Raw genomic sequence first — 13,349 nt, 5'->3', positions numbered from 1 at the left:
TAAAGATAATGGAATAAAACTTAGAACGGCACATCGCCTTCTATCGTGGTGCGGTACAGCTTGCGACGCTGATCTTCCGGACAACCTGCAGCCAAATGCATTAGCGAGCGGTTGTCCCAAAAAATCAGATCGTGCGGCTGCCAGCGATGGCGATAGACGTGTTCAGGTTTGACGCTATGTGTGAATAGCTGATTGAGCAGATCACGGCTTTCATCTTCTGGCAGACCATCTATGCGTGTAGTGAAATGCTCGCTGACGAACAAAGCCTTGCGACCTGTTTCTGGATGCGTACGCACTACGGGTTGCAGTACCGGTTTTACCTTTGCGATTTGTTCTGCAGTCAGATTAGGACGCCACGGATTGCGACGTTGCAATTCAGCGTACTGCGCCAGATAACTATGCTCGGCTTTCAAACCAATAATCTTGTCCTTCAGATGCGCGTCCAGGGTGTCCCACGCGAGATGCATATTGGCGAATAAGGTATCGCCGCCTTCTGCTGGCAACTCTTGCGCATGCAACATCGAACCCAAGCTAGGTACATCGACATACGACAAATCAGAATGCCAAAAATGACCGGCATCACCGAGGCCAATTGGCTCGCCGTTTTCCTTGATATTGGAAATGATCAATATTTCTGGATGGCCCGGCAATTGGAATTGATGCAGCACATGAATCTGCAATGCGCCAAAACGACGGCTGAATTCAATTTGCTGTGCAGGTGTAATGCGCTGATCACGGAACACCAACAAATAATGATTCAGATGCGCTTGATGTATGCGCGAAAAATCGGGAGCATCGATCTCGCGCGCAAGATCCAGTCCGATCAACTCAGCACCCAGCGGCGCTTCAAAAGGAAGGATGTTGAAATCAGTGACAGCTTCGGTAACAGAAAGAGCAGACATTATTAAAAACCATGTGCTTAGCAGATAATGAAATAAGTTTATCTGCCATGGTTAGCGCCGCAAACGAATCATTCCGCGTAACCATATTCGGTTTTTAATTTACGTTTTTCATTTTCTACGCATCCATTGCGATGAGAATAATTTTCTCAAAAAATGCCATCGCTGATGGCATCGGTCTCTTCATATCAAATTGCAACTAGCAGGAAATGCTTTAGTGATTACGCGTTTGTGCCTGCGTGATATTGCTGCCGGGCGGTACGCTATGCGTGAGCCAGACGCCACCGCCTATGGTTGACCCTGAACCTATCGTGATGCGACCCAGCACTGTGGCACCTGCGTACACAACAACATCGTCCTCCACGAGAGGATGACGTGGATTACCTTTGATCAGTGTGCCGTTTTCATCTGCGGGGAAACGTTTTGCACCTAATGTGACTGCTTGATAAAGTCGTACGCGCTGGCCGATCACCGCCGTCTCGCCGATTACCACGCCGGTACCGTGATCGACAAAGAAGCTTCCACCAATTTCTGCACCTGGATGTATATCGATACCAGTACTGGAATGTGCGATACGCGAGATCAAGCGCGCGAGGAAAGGTGCGCCTAAATTATGTAGCGCGTGGGCAAAGCGGTGATAAATGATCGCCGTCATGCCGGGATAACAAACCAGTATCTCCGATACGCTGTGCGCTGCCGGATCACCGTGATAAGCGGCTTGCAAATCGGTCACAAGCAGATCGCGAATATGCCGCAGTTGAGCAGCGAAATTACGCGTGATTTCGATCGCTTCGAGATCCAGATCGCGCGCGTCACTAGCAACCTTGACGACGAGCTGATCTGCATCGTCGCCCTGACGGGAAACGAACAACAAACCGCGTCTGACCTGTTCGGCCAGATCGTTCAAGGCAATATTGAGTTTGTCGCCGACGAAGTAATCGATGCTCTCATCCGTCAATACTGGTTGCCCGTAATGCGTTGGAAATAGCGCAGCCGACAAGCCATCAAGAATTTTCTCCAGGGCCTCGCGCGAGGGTAGTTCGCGTATCTGACCACGGTAACGAATATTGTGTGTTTCTTCACGCGATTGGCGTAAGGATTTGACGACGTTATCCAGGCCCCACGTCCCGACGGGAGCAGGAATAACCAGTTCTAATGAAGGACGTTGTTTAGTCATGGCGCAATAATCAGTGAGTTCAGCCCGGGAATAAACGTCGCACCCATTTGAGCCTACTCAATGATGGGGCTACGCCTCGAACAGGTTTTGATTATAGGAGTCGCCTTCAGGCATTGAACACGAATAAAACTGCATATATAAACGCGGAAATTGTTGTGCGCATCCCAGCATTGCCATGCAAACATGACAAACACGCTGACATAGAAAAGATTGCTAATAAACAATCATTTCCCATTTGAAAATGATTGAATGTAGGCTTGCCTAGTAACTAGATAGCCACAAAGCAATATTAATTGCTTGTCTTTCATCAATTGATTGCTATGCTTCCCTTTCTGGACAGCATTTATTTAGTGAACTTTATAGCAATTACATGTCCAATCAGTAAGCCACTTAACCATCTGGAAAAGCGGCTAGAACGTTCCCGGATACACTGAGTCCGAGGAAGTCGAGGAGGCGTTCCTACGCTCATCTCTTAAACCTGAAAGGAAAATCATCATGAAAAAAATTATTTCCATCGTATGTCTTCTCGCTATGAGCGTTGGTTTGAGTGCCTGCAATACGTTTAAAGGTATGGGCGAAGACGTACAACGCGGCGGCGAAAAAATACAGGATGCAGCAACAGGCAAATAAGCCACTCGACCATGGGCTGAAAAAAAAGAGCGTGAATTAATTCACGCTCTTTTTTATTGCATCAATACTCTGCACACATTTGCTTGCAGAGTGAATCGCTTACTGCTTTTTAATCGTCAGATTATTCAGCACCGAGGCTACGCCTTCGACACCGCTCGCAATTTTCGCTGCCCGATCGATTTGCGTCTGGTTATTCACCGCACCATTTAAGCTGACTATCCCTTGCGATGTCTCAACATTGACGTCCAGACCTTTTACGTCTGAATCAGCCAGTAATGCCGATTTCACCTTGGTGGTGATGACGGTGTCATCCACAACTGTTCCGACTGTTTTATGGTCACCAGACATATCGCCTGATGTGATCGGCGCTGGCGAGGCTGGCGCTGTATCTGGAACTGCTGTTGGCGGCGTTACACCTGTCGTCGCTGGCGACTCACTAGGTGCAGCTGATCCTGTTGTTTCTGGCGTACGACGTTCGCATCCGCTGGCAAACAGTACTGCCAAGAGTGAACCTGCAATCGCTACTTTTGAACGATTTGATAATGTATTCATCGTGTTTTTCCTTTCAGGGAATAACAAATTCACCTGCTCGATCACTTATTTGATCAGAAGCAAAGAATTCATATAGCGTGTGAATTGATGATCCGATTTGCCTCAATGCAATCTGCTCGAAAACAAATACGTTATCTTCTTGACCACTCGTTTTTAAGAAGGTTCGGAAAGAAATCGAATGATTTCAAACGATAAAAAACATCGGCAACATTTACACGTTTTGTAGAATTTACAGAGGTAAATATTAGAAAAAATGCCTGAAATCATCAGGCATTTTTTATTGGCCGCTACTCTGAATAGAGCAACTGAGAAGATGCAGCAATCAAGCTGCCAATGGCTGCATACGTGCCAGTGCTTGCAGCAATAAATCAGGATCACCCAAGGCCAGTTTTTTGGAGTCTGATAAAGATTGACGGAACCCACGCGCATTCGGCAAACCGGCCATCAAGCCCAGCATGTGACGTGTGATGCTGTTCAATTTCAAGCCGCCGCCCTTCTCACTCTTGCCGTGCTTTTCCAATTGCTCGCGTATATACGGCATCATCGCCTGCAGCACTTCGGCACGCGTTTTCGGCATGGCATCGTCACCGTAGTAACGTGCATCGAATGAGCTCATCAAGTAGGGATTGTGATACGCCTCGCGACCTATCATCACGCCATCGACATGCGCAAGATGCATGTCAATTTCTGCCACTGTCTTGGCACCGCCGTTGATGATGATTTCCAGCTCAGGGAAATCTTTCTTGAGCTGATATGCGTATTCATAACGCAGAGGAGGAATCTCGCGATTTTCTTTCGGGCTGAGTCCTTTGAGAATCGCGTTGCGCGCATGCACGATGAAGGTATTGCATCCAGCTTCCGAAACCGTACCGACAAAGTCACGCACGAAATCATACGAAGTAATGTCATCAATGCCGATGCGATGCTTGACCGTCACATCGATAGACACCACATCACGCATCGCCTTGACGCAATCCGCTACCAACGATGCCTCGCTCATCAGGCAAGCACCAAATGCGCCTTTTTGCACACGCTCGGATGGACAACCACAATTCAGATTAACTTCGTCATAGCCCCACTGCTCGCCCAGCTTGGCGCTCTTGGCCAAATCTGCCGGCTCGCTACCACCTAGCTGCAGTGCAACTGGATGCTCTTCATCATTGAAGTCCAGATGACGTGGCACGTCACCGTGCAACAAGGCACCGGTCGTGACCATTTCGGTATAGAGCCAGGTATGGCGCGTGATTTGCCGATGGAACATGCGGCAATGCCTATCTGTCCAGTCCATCATCGGGGCGACGCTAATGCGTCGTCCATTGACGCTAGTGCCGTCTGCCATGTTGTGTTTCTTGTAATTCATTAATGCATTTCCACCATTTTCTGTATTCCGAGATTTTACACGGTGCGCCGCTATTCATCCCGCAAGGCGTTGTGATCACTACCTCCCAGCAGTTAGTTGGCCCCGATCGAATGGCTTCTTTTCTTTATAGACAGCAGATATGGAGATATTTGTAGTTTTTACATAATTCTGAATCCGTTAGCCCTTGCCCTACGTATTACTGATGAGGCACTCAAAAGTGCAGCCTTGAACACCTTAGTTCAGGCATTGATTCATCAGCAAAACACAAGGAGCTCACATGAAAATCGCCGTCATAGGATCTGGAATCTCCGGCCTGTCTTGTGCCTGGCGCTTGTCACGTTCCGGTTATGACGTCACCTTGTTTGAGGAAAACGACTATTTTGGCGGCCATACGCATACGGTTGACATCACGCTCGATGGCGTAAAGCATGGTGTAGATACCGGCTTTCTCGTCTTTAATCACAAAACCTATCCGCAACTGACCAAGCTGTTTGCCGAACTGGATGTGGAAACGGCCGCGACCGATATGTCCTTTTCCGTAAAGCTGCCGCTAGGCAAACGTACGTTGGAATGGGCTGGCGGCAATCTGGATGCGGTATTTGCGCAGCGTCGCAATCTTTTGAACCCCCGCTTTATCCGTATGCTGCGCGACATTCTCCGCTTCAATCAGCAAGCCACCGCATTAGCGGTCAGTGACCAAACCGTTGACGTAGGTTCGCTCGGCGCTTATCTGAAGCAACATCATTACAGCGAGGAATTCCGCGATTGGTATCTGCTACCGATGGCTGGTTGCATTTGGTCTTGCCCGACGGAACAAATGCTGGCCTTCCCGATTACATCGTTCATCCGCTTTTGCCATAACCACGGCTTGTTGCAAGTCAACGATAGACCGCAATGGCAAACGGTAAAAGGTGGTGCACGCCACTATGTTGAAAAGATGCTGGCAGACATTCCTCGCAAGTATCTGCGCACCCCTGTCATCTCGGTACATCGTGCCACGCTAGACAATATCAGCATGATCAAAATCGAGGCGCGTAACGGCACGCACATGTTCGATCACGTCGTACTGGCTGGTCATAGCGATCAATCTCTGCAATTGCTGCAGGATGCAACGATCGCAGAACGTGATCTGCTATCCGCCATCAAATATCAGCCCAATCGCGCGGTATTGCATCTCGATACAAGTTGCCTGCCAGAGAATCGTAAAACCTGGTCTGCATGGAATTACCAAAGCGAATCAGGTAAAGAGCCACGCGTATGCGTGCATTACTTGCTCAACCAGCTTCAACCATTGCCATTCAAACAGCCGGTCATCGTGTCACTGAATCCTATTCATGCGCCACGAGCAGACAGCGTCCTTGGCAGCTTTGATTATGCGCATCCGGTGTTCGATTCAGCAGCGGTCGCTGCGCAGCACAAACTCGCTTCCATTCAAGGTCAGCAAAATACATGGTTTGCCGGTGCCTGGACTGGATACGGTTTTCATGAAGATGGATTGAAATCCGGCTTGGCGGTCGCGCACGACATCATGCGCATAAGCGCCAGCCCTTCAATGCAGCACTGCGCCGCCTGAGTACTTCATGGACAGCACCCTACACTCCGCTCAACTCTGCTTCGGCAAAGTGCAGCACACGCGTCTGCGGCCGGTGCAGCACGCGTTTAACTATGGCGTGTACTTCATGCGCCTGCCTTTACGTGCTATGGCACAGCAAGCGCCATCAAATCCTGTGCTCTTCTCACAGAACCGTTTTAATTTACTGTCGTTCTGGGACAAGGATCACGGCGACGGGCAGCAATCTTTAATCAGTTGGATAGATGCGCTGCTGCAACGTGAAGGCATCACAGATGCAGATGGAGAAGTCTGGTTGCAAGCCTTTCCGCGTGTACTGGGCTATGTATTTAATCCAGTGTCGTTCTGGTTTTGTCATCGACAGGATGGCAGCTTGCGCGCGGTGCTGGCCGAGGTACGCAATACCTTTGGCGAACGTCATTGCTATTTACTCGATACCGGCGAAGCCATGCCTTATGGCATAGAACTCACTGCACGCAAGATATTCCACGTCTCGCCATTCTGTTCAGTCGATGGCAGCTACCGTTTCCGCTTCATGCGTACATCACAGCAGCAAGATGGCAAATCCGTCGAGCGCACCGTTGCGCGTATCGATCATGACGATGCACATGGCCCGTTAATTCTGACCAGCATTTCCGGCACCTCACATGCCTTGTCGAATGCACTCATCCTGCGCGCATTTTTCTTTTACCCATTGATGACCATAGGCGTGATCGTAAAAATTCATTGGCAAGCGTTCAAGCTTTGGCGCAAACGCTTGCCATTTTTTGCCAAACCCATCCCACCTTCCAGCGAGTTGAGCAAATGACCAGCAAATCATTCAATCCAGAATCGATCCGATTCCCAGCAGCAGCGGAACCTTCCGCCACGGATGGCCTGCCATCGCAGGTCAAATTCATTATTCAGCTATTGCACAAGCTTGAGTACGGTGCCTTACGCATGGAGTTCCCAAATGGCCAGTCCATGCACTTCGGCGACCACACGCATCCCGTGACCATCACGCTGAAGAATCTGGATATTTTCAATGCTGCGCTGAAATCAGGCGATATCGGTTTTGCCGAAACCTTCATAGACGGAAATTGGACCACCGATAATCTGCCCGGTCTGATCGAACTATTCGTCCGTAACCGCGAGGCGGTGGAATCCGTCATTTACGGCACATGGCTGGGCAATCTGTTCTATCGCATCAAACATGTCTTCAACCGTAATTCGCGCAACGGCAGCCGCAAAAATATCCACGCGCACTACGACATCGGCAATGATTTTTATAAGTTATGGCTGGACCCATCGATGACGTATTCCAGCGCGCTATTCGCGGATAAGGAAAACGACAACTTGCAGGATGCGCAAACGGCCAAGTATCGCCGTATTCTGGACGAGTTGGCATTGGCACCACAGGCACGCGTATTGGAAATCGGTTGCGGCTGGGGCGGCTTTGCAGAATTAGCCACGTGCGAGAAATCAGCGCATGTTACTGGACTCACGCTCTCGACCGAGCAACTAGAGTTTGCACAACAACGTCTGGCCGCTGCTGGATTGCAAGACAAGGCCGACTTGCGCTTGCAGGATTATCGCGATGCACATGGCCAGTTCGATGCCATCGCATCGATAGAAATGTTCGAAGCCGTAGGCGAAGCTTACTGGCCTAGCTACTTTGAATGCATCGCACGCAATCTAAAAGCTAAAGGGCGAGCCTGTATTCAGACCATCGTGATCGACGACGCCTTGTTTGCACGCTATCGCAAAGGCACAGACTTCATACAACAATACATCTTCCCCGGCGGCATGTTGCCTTCACCAGAAGTGTTCCGTCAGCAGGCTGAAAAATACGGCCTGCGTGTAGTGAATGAATTCAAATTCGGCCTCGACTATGCACGCACGCTACAAGCATGGCGGCACGCATTCAAAGAACAGAATCAGCAAGTACACGCACAAGGTTTCGATGATCGTTTTATGCGGACGTGGGAATTCTATTTGGCGTATTGCGAAGCAGGATTCCGTGCAAAAAGTATAGATGTAGCCCAGTTCACGCTTGAAAAATCATGAACACCACAAAACCGGCAGCGCATGGTTACAAGTATGTACTTGCGTGGCTGGCTTGTGCCTGCATGTTGACGGCATTCGCCGCCAGCATCGTTGCTCCTGCACATATACAGAAAGAACTAACTCAGGCGTATCTGAGCGGACAAGGCAGCTTTCGCTGGTTTGGTCTAAAAGTTTACGATGCGCAGTTTTGGGTAAGCGAAAAGGGATATAACAGCAACGCGCCTACCGCTAACCGATATGCACTCGACCTGCGCTACGCCCGCAAACTGCAAGGCAGCAAGATTGCCGAAGCCAGCCGTGACGAAATGCAAAAACTGGGTCTGGGTTCCGCACAGCAACGCACAGAATGGCTAAGCCAGATGGAGAAAATTTTTCCTGATGTCAGCGACGGTACGCATCTCACCGGCATCTATCTTCCGAACGAAGGCGTGCGTTTTTATCTGGATGGAAAGCGCATAGGCGACATCATGGACCCAGCCTTCGCACAGGCATTTTTTGCCATCTGGCTGGATCCGAATACAACAGCACCGCAACTCCGCACTGCGCTGCTGGCCGATGCTGCACCACGTTGATGGACAAGCTCTCGCTCTCGTCCTATTTCTCTTACGGCTTGTTCGGCCTACCGCTGGCGCTTGTTGCACTACCGATTTACGTCTATGTACCGCAGTTCTATTCTGAACGCTTCGGCTTGTCGCTGACACTGATAGGTGCCACCTTGCTCATCGCACGCGTGTTCGATGCATTCATCGATCCGCTGATCGGCATGTGGATAGATCACAGCAAGAGCAATCATGGTTATCGCCGTTTCATTTTAATTGCACTGCCATTTCTGGCGTTCGGTTTTCTTGCCCTCTTCCATCCGCCACAACTCGCACGCAACGCCGCCCTTGCATGGTTCATGGCAACCTTGTTACTGGTGTATGTCGGCTTCAGCCTGGCAACGATAGCCCATCAAAGCTGGGGCGCTGCACTCACACAAAAATTAAATGAACGTTCGCGTCTGACCGCGACGCGCGAAGGATGTGGTTTGGTCGGCGTGATATTGGCAGCATCGCTAACTGGACTGCTGGGACTTGATTGGTTATCCGGCACGTTTATCGTGACACTACTCATCTGCAGCATTGTGTTGTTGAAGATGGCACCGGAACCGCTACGCATGCCGGCACTGAAAAGTAGCTGGAAAATGATGCTGATACCTTTTCATACGCTTAGATTTCGCTGGCTGTTTGCAGTACTGATCGTCAACGGCATCGCCGCGTCGATTCCAGCCACACTCTTTCTATTCTTCGCAAAAGACCAATTGCAGCTACCGCACTATGCCGGCTTGTTTCTGATGTTGTATTTCGCCGCTGCGGCTTGCTCCATGCCTTTATGGGTCGCACTGGCAAAACGGCATGGCGAAGCAAGAATATGGCTGCTCGCCATGCTGCTATCGGCTTCTGCATTCATCTGGGCGTATGGTTTATCCGCAGGTGCTGCACTGCCATTCGGCATCATCTGCGTCTTGTCCGGTTTGACCTTGGGTGCCGATCTGGCATTGCCGCCTGCATTGCTCGCCGCTGTCATCGCAAAAGCCGGACATAGCGGGCAACGCGAAGGGGCTTACTTCGGCGCATGGAGTTGGGCGACAAAAATGAATCTTGCGCTGGCAGCTGGCATCTCGCTGCCACTGCTGCAACAACTGGGATATGTACCCGGTGTCGTCAATAACAGCGGCGCACATGCTTTGTCTGTCGCTTATGCATTGCTGCCCTGCATATTGAAATTAACCGCCGCCGCCATTCTGTGGCGCGCTCCCTTACGCGACATCTGAACAGCCATCATAAAACTAATAATTCCATGGAGATGACATGAAACTTTTAAAAACTCTTGGCGTGCTACTTGCCATCGCCCTGCTCTCTTCGTGCGCAACTCGTGCTGACATAGCCGATTATGCAAATGAAAAACCGACGCTCGATCTGCAGCAATATTTCAACGGTACGCTGGATGCGTGGGGCATGTTTCAAGATAGATCCGGCAAAGTCGTCAAACGCTTCACCGTTGTCATGCGTTGCAAATGGGAAGGCGATGTCGGCACGCTGGATGAGGACTTCACTTACTCGGACGGTACCAAGCAAAAGCGCGTATGGACCTTGCGCAAGGTGGCACCAAATCGCTACATCGGCACGGCACCAGACGTCGTCGGTGAAGCAATCGGTATCACTGCCGGTAATGCCTTGCACTGGAAATATGTATTGGCGCTACCGGTAGACGACAAAGTCTATGATGTTCATTTCGACGACTGGATGTATCTGATGGATGATCACGTCATGTTGAATCGGGCTGCAATGAGCAAGTTCGGTATCGCTCTGGGCCAGATAACACTCTCTTTTAACAAACGTCCTTGATCATGCTGACGCATTCTTGTGCAATATCGGAGGCCACACATGAATCCTGAAATTTCAAACTGGTCCGCCATGCGTGTGTGGGTCATAGGTGCATCAACCGGCATAGGTGCGGAGACAGCAAAACTGCTATTAGCCAAAGGCGCACGCGTTGCACTGTCCGCACGACGCATCGATCTGCTCAGCACTGTTGCCAATCATCATCCACATGCACTGATTGCAGAACTCGATATCGTCGATCACACAACAGTCCAAGCTGCATACGATCAGATACACAATCAATGGCAAGGTCTGGATCTGGTGCTCATCGTTGCCGGTGCTTACAACGAAATGCGCGCTGACACCTTCGATCTGGCCGTGGCAAATCGCATGATTGATCTGAATCTGCGCGGCGCGCTTAACTGCCTTGATGTCGTGCTGCCCGATTTGCTCATACAAGGTCGCGGCGGTATAGCGATCGTGGCCTCAGTTGCCGGTTATAGTGGTTTGCCTAAAGCATTGATCTACGGCTCGACCAAAGCAGCGCTGATCAATCTGTGTGAGTCGCTATATCTGGATCTACGTCCGCGTGGCATAGGCGTGTATATGATCAATCCCGGCTTTGTAGATACACCGCTCACAGCCGGTAACGATTTCCCTATGCCGGCAATGATTCCTGCAAGCGAGGCTGCGCAGCAACTCGTTGGAGGGATAGAGCGTGGTGAGTTTCATATACACTTTCCGCGACGCTTTACCAATTGGCTGCGTTTGTTGCGCTTATTGCCGTATCGCTTTTACTTCTGGGCGATTCATAAAGGGACGGGATTATGAATGATGCCGTACATAAGGATCTGAGTTATGAAGCCGACATGCGACGCGTCGTGCTTTTTTTCCAGACCTTGACTGTCGCCTCTGCGCAAGAGCAACTAGCTCAGATATACACAGCTGATGCCTATTTCAAAGATCCGTTCAATGAAGTACGTGGCCTGCCCGCGATCATGCCGCTTTTCGTTCACATGTTTACGCAGGTTGAAAATCCACGCTTTGTCGTGACAACAACGGTATTGCAAGGCGATAGCGCATTCATGAGCTGGGATTTTCTATTCCACATGCGGCGCTATGCGAACGAAGAGCAATGCATACGTGGCGCTACGCACTTCCGTTTCGCACCTGATGGCCGCGTCAACTTTCATCGCGATTATTGGGATGCAGCAGAAGAGTTGTACGAAAAGCTTCCCGTGGTCGGCAGCTTCATGCGTTTTCTAAAACGCATCGCACGCAAATAAGCCAGCATACGACGTTAAACCTTTAATTCAAGACCCCTTCATCTGATTATCGAGAACGATTCCCCTCGCCTTTCGCGCTGCCGTTAAACGTACTAATATTGCTGTAATCCCATCTCGAAAGCACCGCGCGCAATGAGCTCATCTCTCGATACAAGTCACCTCTGGATGCCGTTTACCGCTAATCGCCAATTCAAGGCGCAACCACGGATGATGGTCTCCGCTTCCGGCATGTATTACACCAGCGACGACGGACGAAAAATTCTGGATGGAACTGCAGGCCTGTGGTGCGTCAATGCTGGGCATGGTCATCCTAAGATAGTTGAGGCGATACAGAAACAAGCAGCGACCATGGATTTTGCGCCGCTGTTCCAGATGGGACATCCGCTAGCATTTGAAGCAGCCAGTGCGCTGGCTGAAATTACGCCACAAGGATTGAACCGTGTCTTCTTCTGTAACGACGGTTCCGAAGGTGTCGATACTGCACTGAAAATTGCGCTGGCCTACCATCGCATCCGTGGCGAAGCCGGCCGCACGCGCCTGATAGGTCGCGAACGTGCTTACCATGGTGTTGGCTTCGGCGGTATCGCAGTCGGTGGTATCGCCGGCAATCGCAAGCAGTTCGGTCCCGGTTTGGCGGCTGATCATTTACGCCATCCACTCAATATTGAAAAGAATGCCTACTCGCACGGCTTGCCTATACACGGCGCAGAAATGGCCGATGAATTGGAGCAACGCCTGCTAGCCTTGCACGATCCATCCACCGTCGCCGCTGTCATCGTCGAACCACTACAAGGTTCGACCGGCGTAATCCTGCCACCCAAAGGCTATCTGGAAAAAATCCGTGCGATCTGTGACAAGCACGGCATCTTGCTGATCTTTGATGAAGTCATTACCGGCTTCGGCAGATTGGGTACTGCCTTCGGCGCAGACTTCTTTGGCGTTAAACCAGACATGATCGTGTGTGCCAAAGCACTGACCAATGCAGCCGTTCCCATGGGTGCGGTTGTTGTTCGTCAGGAAATTTACGATACCTTCATGCACATGGCACTAGCCGACAGCATAGAACTGTTCCACGGCTATACCTACTCCGGCCACCCATTGGCAGCCGCAGCCGCCATCGCTACGCTAGCCGTGTACAAGGAAGAACAACTGTTCCAGCGTGCCGCCGAAATGGCACCGTACTTTGAAGAAGCCGCACACAGTCTGAAGGGCTTACCCTTCGTCAAAGATGTGCGCAACCTCGGTCTGGTCGCCGGCATAGAACTGGAAGGCATAGTAGGCAAACCCGGTGTACGTGCTTACGAATTATTTACCAAAGCATTCTGGGAAAAAGGTTTGCTGACACGCGTCACCGGCGACATTCTTGCACTATCACCACCGCTGATCATCAACAAAGCACAAGTCGATGAAATGTTTGGCAGCATTGCCGATATTTTACGAACGCTGAAATAAGTTGTGAGAACCAG

General features: G+C 50.5%; 14 protein-coding genes. 10 read left to right on the top strand and 4 right to left on the bottom strand.

Annotated elements, in window-relative coordinates; translation table 11 throughout:
• Positions 1–20 precede the first annotated feature (20 nt).
• Together BQ6873_RS17035 and epsC are read right to left on the bottom strand one after the other, a co-directional pair.
• Positions 21–902, bottom strand: coding sequence for a TauD/TfdA dioxygenase family protein (locus tag BQ6873_RS17035; protein ID WP_076593724.1), 882 nt, complete (start codon positions 900–902; stop codon positions 21–23).
• A 211-nt stretch (positions 903–1,113) separates the two neighbouring features.
• Positions 1,114–2,076 (bottom strand): serine O-acetyltransferase EpsC, encoded by a 963-nt coding sequence (epsC, locus tag BQ6873_RS17030; protein WP_076593723.1) that lies wholly within the window; start codon positions 2,074–2,076, stop codon positions 1,114–1,116.
• Positions 2,077–2,571: 495 nt separating this feature from the next.
• Between epsC and BQ6873_RS17025 the strand changes: the two genes are divergently transcribed.
• Complete coding sequence (locus BQ6873_RS17025) at positions 2,572–2,706, top strand: entericidin A/B family lipoprotein (protein WP_076593722.1); 135 nt, start codon at positions 2,572–2,574, stop codon at positions 2,704–2,706.
• Positions 2,707–2,805: 99 nt separating this feature from the next.
• Here the strand turns inward: BQ6873_RS17025 and BQ6873_RS17020 are convergent, their stop codons facing one another.
• Together BQ6873_RS17020 and dusA are read right to left on the bottom strand one after the other, a co-directional pair.
• Complete coding sequence (locus BQ6873_RS17020) at positions 2,806–3,258, bottom strand: BON domain-containing protein (protein WP_076593721.1); 453 nt, start codon at positions 3,256–3,258, stop codon at positions 2,806–2,808.
• A 322-nt stretch (positions 3,259–3,580) separates the two neighbouring features.
• Positions 3,581–4,597 (bottom strand): tRNA dihydrouridine(20/20a) synthase DusA, encoded by a 1,017-nt coding sequence (gene dusA / locus BQ6873_RS17015; RefSeq protein WP_157889238.1) that lies wholly within the window; start codon positions 4,595–4,597, stop codon positions 3,581–3,583.
• Positions 4,598–4,895: 298 nt separating this feature from the next.
• Here dusA and BQ6873_RS17010 point away from each other — a divergent pair, with 298 nt between their 5' ends.
• The 9 genes from BQ6873_RS17010 to BQ6873_RS16970 all read left to right on the top strand — a co-directional run bounded on the left by BQ6873_RS17010 (position 4,896) and on the right by BQ6873_RS16970 (position 13,335).
• The gene (locus BQ6873_RS17010; protein ID WP_076593719.1) at positions 4,896–6,191 is read left to right on the top strand and encodes an NAD(P)/FAD-dependent oxidoreductase; all 1,296 of its coding nucleotides are present in this window, start codon (positions 4,896–4,898) and stop codon (positions 6,189–6,191) included.
• Between the two features lie 7 nt (positions 6,192–6,198).
• Positions 6,199–6,996, top strand: coding sequence for a DUF1365 domain-containing protein (locus BQ6873_RS17005; RefSeq protein WP_076593718.1), 798 nt, complete (start codon positions 6,199–6,201; stop codon positions 6,994–6,996).
• Positions 6,993–8,234: an SAM-dependent methyltransferase gene (locus tag BQ6873_RS17000; RefSeq protein ID WP_076593717.1), complete on the top strand. Its 1,242-nt coding sequence runs from the start codon at positions 6,993–6,995 to the stop codon at positions 8,232–8,234. The genes BQ6873_RS17005 and BQ6873_RS17000 overlap by 4 nt, the downstream gene beginning before the upstream one ends.
• Entirely contained in the window at positions 8,231–8,806 is a 576-nt protein-coding gene (locus tag BQ6873_RS16995) for a chalcone isomerase family protein (protein ID WP_076593716.1), read from the top strand. Before BQ6873_RS17000 ends, BQ6873_RS16995 begins: the two co-directional genes overlap by 4 nt.
• Positions 8,806–10,047, top strand: a complete 1,242-nt coding sequence (locus BQ6873_RS16990; protein ID WP_076593715.1) for an MFS transporter — start codon at positions 8,806–8,808, stop codon at positions 10,045–10,047. Before BQ6873_RS16995 ends, BQ6873_RS16990 begins: the two co-directional genes overlap by 1 nt.
• A gap of 37 nt (positions 10,048–10,084) precedes the next feature.
• Positions 10,085–10,621 carry a DUF3833 domain-containing protein gene (locus BQ6873_RS16985; protein ID WP_076593714.1) on the top strand — a complete coding sequence of 179 codons (537 nt, stop codon included), beginning with the start codon at positions 10,085–10,087 and terminating at the stop codon, positions 10,619–10,621.
• 39 nt (positions 10,622–10,660) lie between these two features.
• Positions 10,661–11,428 carry an SDR family NAD(P)-dependent oxidoreductase gene (locus BQ6873_RS16980; protein WP_076593713.1) on the top strand — a complete coding sequence of 256 codons (768 nt, stop codon included), beginning with the start codon at positions 10,661–10,663 and terminating at the stop codon, positions 11,426–11,428.
• Positions 11,425–11,883: a nuclear transport factor 2 family protein gene (locus BQ6873_RS16975; RefSeq protein ID WP_076593712.1), complete on the top strand. Its 459-nt coding sequence runs from the start codon at positions 11,425–11,427 to the stop codon at positions 11,881–11,883. Before BQ6873_RS16980 ends, BQ6873_RS16975 begins: the two co-directional genes overlap by 4 nt.
• A 132-nt stretch (positions 11,884–12,015) precedes the next feature.
• Positions 12,016–13,335 (top strand): aspartate aminotransferase family protein, encoded by a 1,320-nt coding sequence (locus BQ6873_RS16970; RefSeq protein WP_076593711.1) that lies wholly within the window; start codon positions 12,016–12,018, stop codon positions 13,333–13,335.
• Positions 13,336–13,349 lie beyond the last annotated feature (14 nt).

Source organism: Herminiimonas arsenitoxidans, assembly GCF_900130075.1.
Taxonomy (GTDB): domain Bacteria; phylum Pseudomonadota; class Gammaproteobacteria; order Burkholderiales; family Burkholderiaceae_D; genus Oxalicibacterium; species Oxalicibacterium arsenitoxidans.
This window is presented reverse-complemented; position numbering and strand designations above follow the sequence as displayed.

Excerpts from the sequence above, each read along its gene's own strand:
- BQ6873_RS16985 (WP_076593714.1), top strand. The coding sequence starts at position 10,085 with ATGAAACTTTTAAAAACTCTTGGCGTGCTACTTGCCATCGCCCTGCTC.
- BQ6873_RS16980 (WP_076593713.1), top strand. The coding sequence starts at position 10,661 with ATGAATCCTGAAATTTCAAACTGGTCCGCCATGCGTGTGTGGGTCATA.
- BQ6873_RS17000 (WP_076593717.1), top strand. The coding sequence starts at position 6,993 with ATGACCAGCAAATCATTCAATCCAGAATCGATCCGATTCCCAGCAGCA.
- BQ6873_RS17035 (WP_076593724.1), bottom strand. The coding sequence starts at position 902 with ATGTCTGCTCTTTCTGTTACCGAAGCTGTCACTGATTTCAACATCCTT.
- BQ6873_RS17010 (WP_076593719.1), top strand. The coding sequence starts at position 4,896 with ATGAAAATCGCCGTCATAGGATCTGGAATCTCCGGCCTGTCTTGTGCC.
- dusA (WP_157889238.1), bottom strand. The coding sequence starts at position 4,597 with ATGGCAGACGGCACTAGCGTCAATGGACGACGCATTAGCGTCGCCCCG.
- BQ6873_RS16995 (WP_076593716.1), top strand. The coding sequence starts at position 8,231 with ATGAACACCACAAAACCGGCAGCGCATGGTTACAAGTATGTACTTGCG.
- BQ6873_RS16990 (WP_076593715.1), top strand. The coding sequence starts at position 8,806 with ATGGACAAGCTCTCGCTCTCGTCCTATTTCTCTTACGGCTTGTTCGGC.
- BQ6873_RS17025 (WP_076593722.1), top strand. The coding sequence starts at position 2,572 with ATGAAAAAAATTATTTCCATCGTATGTCTTCTCGCTATGAGCGTTGGT.
- BQ6873_RS16975 (WP_076593712.1), top strand. The coding sequence starts at position 11,425 with ATGAATGATGCCGTACATAAGGATCTGAGTTATGAAGCCGACATGCGA.
- BQ6873_RS16970 (WP_076593711.1), top strand. The coding sequence starts at position 12,016 with ATGAGCTCATCTCTCGATACAAGTCACCTCTGGATGCCGTTTACCGCT.
- epsC (WP_076593723.1), bottom strand. The coding sequence starts at position 2,076 with ATGACTAAACAACGTCCTTCATTAGAACTGGTTATTCCTGCTCCCGTC.
- BQ6873_RS17005 (WP_076593718.1), top strand. The coding sequence starts at position 6,199 with ATGGACAGCACCCTACACTCCGCTCAACTCTGCTTCGGCAAAGTGCAG.
- BQ6873_RS17020 (WP_076593721.1), bottom strand. The coding sequence starts at position 3,258 with ATGAATACATTATCAAATCGTTCAAAAGTAGCGATTGCAGGTTCACTC.